5 protein-coding genes are annotated in these 3897 nt (G+C 67.3%); 1 reads left to right on the top strand and 4 read right to left on the bottom strand.

The genetic code is table 11. The features are described from left to right. Positions 1–547, top strand: a 547-nt coding sequence (locus QOD90_RS18380; RefSeq protein WP_526352261.1) for a hypothetical protein, incomplete at its 5' end; no start/stop codon positions are given. Between the two features lie 21 nt (positions 548–568). Here QOD90_RS18380 and QOD90_RS18385 read toward each other — a convergent pair. The 4 genes from QOD90_RS18385 to QOD90_RS18400 form a co-directional block, all read right to left on the bottom strand. After that, positions 569–1144: a hypothetical protein gene (locus tag QOD90_RS18385; RefSeq protein ID WP_526352262.1), complete on the bottom strand. Its 576-nt coding sequence runs from the start codon at positions 1142–1144 to the stop codon at positions 569–571. Between the two features lie 32 nt (positions 1145–1176). Beyond that, positions 1177–2268 carry an LLM class flavin-dependent oxidoreductase gene (locus tag QOD90_RS18390; protein WP_526352263.1) on the bottom strand — a complete coding sequence of 364 codons (1092 nt, stop codon included), beginning with the start codon at positions 2266–2268 and terminating at the stop codon, positions 1177–1179. Between the two features lie 7 nt (positions 2269–2275). Further along, positions 2276–3310 carry an ABC transporter substrate-binding protein gene (locus tag QOD90_RS18395; protein ID WP_526352264.1) on the bottom strand — a complete coding sequence of 345 codons (1035 nt, stop codon included), beginning with the start codon at positions 3308–3310 and terminating at the stop codon, positions 2276–2278. Between the two features lie 30 nt (positions 3311–3340). Next, positions 3341–3897, bottom strand: a 557-nt coding sequence (locus tag QOD90_RS18400) for an ABC transporter ATP-binding protein (RefSeq protein WP_526352265.1), incomplete at its 5' end; no start/stop codon positions are given.

Consider the following 3897-nt stretch of genomic DNA (forward strand, 5'->3'; position numbering starts at 1 on the left):
GCCGTCGCTGGCGCCCACCACCCCACCTCGGCAGGGGGCCCCGATCGCCGACGTGATCCGGTGGATCGAGGCGGGAACGGCCGCCGACGTCGCCGGCTACCACTCGATGACCCGCGGCGGGGAGACGACCGCCCTCGGCGACGGCGTCGCGTTCACCACCGCAGGCACCGAGGCCAACTGCGTCACCAACCGATACCAGGACGGCGCGCTGGCATGTCTGGTGAAGCTGACCGATCCACCGCCGCGTCCGTCGGGCATCGAATCGGCGTGGAAGGGCAACTGGGTGGACTTCCCGGGAACGACGGTCGACATCGGGTCGCCGCATGGCGACCCCGGTCCGTTCGGCGATGGCACCGGTGCGGAACTTCCTGCCGGACAGACATTGGCGTTCGGCGACTACCGCTGCCGAGCCGACGCGGCCGGCCTGTTCTGCGTCGACTACGCCCACCAGACGGCGGTCAGCATGAGCGCCAGCGGCGTCGAAGCCTTCGGTTGTCTGCAGAAGACGACCCCGCCGCCCGACATCGGCCTGCGGTTCAGCTGCTGACCAGGTCTACTCGAGCCACGGCTATCCCGCCGGGCGGGCCTTCTCCCGGACCCGTGCGGGGTACGCCTGCGTCATTCCCACCGCGCCGACGAGCACCACGATGGGGATCACCCAGTTGGTCCAGTCCTGCGTCTGAGGCACCTGGGTGGCGTAGTAGCCGAGCACCGAGATCAGGGCGAACACCAGGGCCCACATCAACGTCAGCGCCTTGTTCGTCTGGCGGAAGGCCGGCTTCTCCCACTCCTGCAGGGGGCGGGTGATCCTGGCGTACTGCTCGGTGAACGGAGTGAACGCCAGCGATCCGAAGGCCATCGTCGCGAGTACCCCGCTGGAGAGCGTCGTCGCGTAGGTGTCCATCCAGTCGCGGTCCTTCGCGCCGAGGATCACCCCGGCGGCGGTGACCACGACGAAGAACCCGATCGTGACGATCTCGAGCAACCGGGGGCGGCCGCGCCCCATCGAAATGCCCAGGATGATGGCCGACAGCACTGCGCACAGCGCGCCGAACATCCAGGTACTCGGGCCCTCGGCGACCACCCAGTAGATGATCCACGGCACGAACCCCACGAAGGGGCTGTGTTCAAACCACTCGTCCACACCTCAGGGTGCCACGGAAACCGTCGTCTCCTCTATGCCACACCCTTCAGCTTCACCAGCGGAAGGACGCCCTCGGCGAACCAGTGGGCCTCCTCGAGGTGCGGGTAACCCGACAGGATGAATTCGTCGAAGCCCAGCGAGTGGTACTCGTAGATCAGGTTGGCGACCTCCTCATGGCTGCCGACCAGCGCCGTCCCCGCCCCGCCGCGCACCAGGCCCACCCCGGCCCAGAGGTTCGGGTAGATCTCCAGTTGGTCGACGCGCCCACTGTGCAGGGCGGTCATCCTGCGTTGCCCCTCCGACTCGGACTTGGCGTGCAACGCAGTCTGCTTGGCGATCTGCTCGTCACTCAGCTCCGAGACCAGGTCATTGGCGACTGCCCACGCGGCGGCCGAGGTGTCGCGGCTGATGGTGTGCAGGCGAATGCCGAAACGAATGGTCCTGCCACGTGCCTCAGCCAACGCGCGGACCTTGGCGATCTTGGCCGCGGCGGCCTGTGGCGGCTCGCCCCATGTCAGATACACGTCGACGTACTGTGCCGCGATCGGCAGCGCGGCAGGCGACGATCCGCCGAAATAGATCTGCGGCAACGGATCCGGCGGTGCGGAGACCATCGCGTTCTCGACGTGAAAGTGCTTGCCCTCAAAGGTCAGTGGACCGTTGCGCCACACGGAGTCGACGATGTGCAGGAATTCACCGGTGCGGGCATAGCGTTCGTCGTGGTCGAGCCAATCGCCGAAGCGCCGCTGCTCGACGTCGTCGCCACCGGTCACGATGTTCAGCAGCACCCGGCCCTCCGAGAACCGCTGCAGTGTCGCCGTCTGCTGGGCGGCTAGCGTCGGCGGCACCAGTCCAGGGCGAAACGCGACGAGGAACTTCAACTTCTCCGTCTCAGCCAGTAGTGCGGCCGTCGTCAACCAGGCGTCCTCGCACCAGGTTCCGGTCGGCGTGAGGACGCCCTCGAAGCCGAGCCGGTCAGCGGCCCGTGCCACCTCCGCGAGGTAACCGCGGGTCGGGGGACGGTAGTTCGGCGGCAGGACCTGGTTCGACGACGCGTGGGAAGACGCGACGATCGAACGGCTATCTCCGCTAGTGGGCAGGAACCAGAAGAATTTCGCGGGCACCGAACTCCTAATTGCTATTCGTCAGAAACGGTTTCAGCGCCTCGTCGTAGCGGTGGTCGACCCAGTCGGCGAACGTGGGCGGCGATGCGATCTGCTTGGTTTCGGCGAATAGGTCAGCGAGCTTCTGCTCAGAACCGATCAGCTGCTCGGACAACGCGGTCGAGGCCCGCAAGCTGCGGCCCTGCGCGACGGTACCGACTGGCAGGGCGAGGCCCACCGCCGCAGAGTACTTGCGCGCCCATTCGTCGGGATGATCCTGCGCCCAGCGCGTCGCCTTGGCGTAGCGCACCAGCAGGTCGCTCAGGGCGGAGTTGCGTTTGGGGTCGGCCAACGTCGCGTCCGAGGCGATGCCGAACCCGGCTCCGTTGGTGACTCCGGTGGCTTCGGCAATGCTGCGCACGGGTACCTGCTGTTCGACCTGCGCAGTGTAGGGATCCCAGATCGCCCACGCGTCGGCCTGCCTGCTGGTGAACGCGGTGAGTGCGTCGGCAGGCTGCAGGAAGACCAGTTTTACGTCGTCGGGCGTGAGGCCGGCTTTCTGGAGCTGAGCGAGGATGTGGCCGTGCGCCGAGCTCCCCTTGCCTACGGCAATGCTCTTCCCGCGCAGGTCGGCGATGGTCTTGATCGGCGAGTCGGCCTGCACGAGGACGCGGTCGCCGTCGCCACCGTTCTCGTAGGCCGTCACCACCTTCACCTTCGCATTGGCGGCGGCGCCGAAGATCGGCGGCGTGTTACCGGTGATGGCGAAGTCGATCTTGCCCGCGGTTGCGGCTTCCACCTGCGGTGGGCCGGAGGTGAACGTGGAGAACACGACCTGGTAGGGCAGGTCGTTCAGTACGCCCGCAGCGCGCAGCAGTGACTCGGTGCCACCCTTTTGATCGCCGATCTGCAGCGTGACGTCGGATAGTTCGGCCAGCGGCACCGTCGCGGGCGCCTTCTGCGTCCCGGCGGTTTCCTCACGCGACACGCACCCCGCCACCAGGCCGATCAGTGTCAGTAGGACCGCGATGCGTAACGCGATCACTCGTCTGGAACCAGACATGGTCTTTCCCTTCATGTTTCGCTGGTATCGTCAGAACGGGACGCCGAGTTTGTCGAGCAGTTCGGCGCGGTAGCGCTCGGTGTTGGCGGACGGATCCGACGGCGAGCGCCTGGCATCGTCGATGGCGAGCGTGTGGATGACGCGGCCCTCCTCGAGGACCAGCACCCGGTCGGCGAGGGCCACTGCCTCGTCGACGTCGTGAGTCACCAGCAGCACCCCGAACCGGTGTTCCCGCCACAGCTCGAGCAGCAGCGCCCGCATCGTCAGCCGAGTCAGCGCGTCGAGGGCGCCGAACGGCTCATCCAGCAGAAGTAACCGGGGTTCGGCGACTAACGCCCTGGCCAACGAAACCCGTTGCGCCTGACCGCCGGACAGGGTCAGCGGCCAGACCTCCGCGCGGTCGGACAGCCCGACGTCACCCAGCGCACGGTCGGCGCGAGCGACCACCTCGGACTTGGAGAGCCGGGTGCGGGTCAGCCCATACCCGACGTTGGTCCGCACGTCGCGCCATGGGAACAACCGCGGCTCCTGAAAGGCCAGCGCGGGCGCACCGGCGACCAAACGCTCGCCGGAGTGATCGGTCGACA

The organism is Mycobacterium sp. (assembly GCF_032161845.1).
In the GTDB taxonomy this organism is placed as follows: Bacteria; Actinomycetota; Actinomycetes; order Mycobacteriales; family Mycobacteriaceae; genus Mycobacterium.